This is a genomic window from Nonomuraea sp. NPDC049141, assembly GCF_040648415.1.
Lineage (GTDB): Bacteria > Actinomycetota > Actinomycetes > Streptosporangiales > Streptosporangiaceae > Nonomuraea.
Map to the genome: position 1 here is coordinate 1 of NZ_JBEZDR010000235.1, position 1346 is coordinate 1346.

Annotated in this window: 1 protein-coding gene; it reads left to right on the forward strand. The window is 65.7% G+C overall.

Features of this window, described 5'->3' with window-relative positions; translation table 11 throughout:
- Window positions 1-230 precede the first annotated feature (230 nt).
- Complete coding sequence (locus AB0B91_RS66130) at window positions 231-1319, forward strand: IS110 family transposase (RefSeq protein WP_358343264.1); 1089 nt, start codon at window positions 231-233, stop codon at window positions 1317-1319.
- Window positions 1320-1346 lie beyond the last annotated feature (27 nt).

Sequence of the window (1346 nt, forward strand, 5' to 3'; positions counted from 1 at the left end):
GACTGTGAGGATCTAAGGGTGCCGCCTCGGGCCGTGGTCTGACCCGCGCTACGACTGACCAGGGTGTCCTTCGTTTGATCTGTCGACCACGGTTCGGGACGGGGCTTGCTGTTGCCGCACCGATGGAATGTGTCCCGATAGGGGCCTTGCCCGCCAGCACCATCACAGTCCTGACCACTCCTTCGGCCCGGCGACGGCCATATCCGTGCCCGCGCCGATCAGGAGCTCCCGTGCCCCACACTCCTCCCGCTTCCGCAGAGCGTTCCGCCGATGAGCAGGCCGAGGTGATCCTCGGAGTCGATACCCATAAAGACTTCCACGTCGCCGCTGTGATCACAGTCGTGGGCACGCTGCTGGAATGCAGGAAGTTTCCCACGACCATGGCCGGCTACTGGGACCTGCTGGAGTGGGCACGCTCATTCGGACACGTGCACCGCGCCGGGGTGGAATGCACGGGCTCTTACGGCGCGGCACTGGCCCGCCATCTGAGCGCTGCGGGAATCGAGGTCCTGGAGGTCAATCAGCCCGACAAAGCCGCACGTCGACGACGGGGTAAGACCGACGCGTTGGACGCCGAGGCGGCAGCTCGGGCCGTGCTGTCCGGCAGAGCTACGGCTCTGGCCAAGGCCGGCGACGGGCCGGTGGAGATGCTCAGGCTGTTCAGATTGGCCAAGACCTCGGCCGTCAAATCAAGGTCCCAGGCGATCAACCAGCTCAAGGCCGTTCTGGTCGCGGCCGAACCCGAGCTTCGCGACTCACTGGCCGGCCTGAGCAACCCCAAACTGATCCGCCAATGCGTGGCGCTTGATGCAGAGGCAGCACCCACCAGCATCACCGCGGCCGCCACCTACGCTCTGCGGCTCCTGGCACAACGCATCAATCACCTCACCCAGGAAATCACCGACCTCGAGACACAGATCACCGCCGTGATCTCCGCACACGCTCCGGATCTGCTGGACGCTTACGGCGTCGGCCCGGACACCGCCTCCGCCCTGCTCATCACCGCCGGAGACAACGCCGACCGGCTTGGCAGCGAGGCGTCCTTCGCGGCACTGTGCGGAGTCAGCCCGATCGAGGCATCCTCCGGCAAGGTTCAACGCCACCGCCTCAACCGAGGCGGCGACCGACAAGCCAACTCAGCCCTGCACACCATCGTCCTCGCGCGCCTGCGCTGGGACCCCCGAACCCGCCACTACATCGAACGACGCATCACCGACGGCAAAACCCGCCGCGAAGCGATCCGCTGCCTCAAGCGTTACATCGCCCGCGACATCTACCGGATCATCCGCCACCCACAGGACTCCAAGGCCGCCCCTTGAACTGCTTGACATCCATAGGGGCATCAA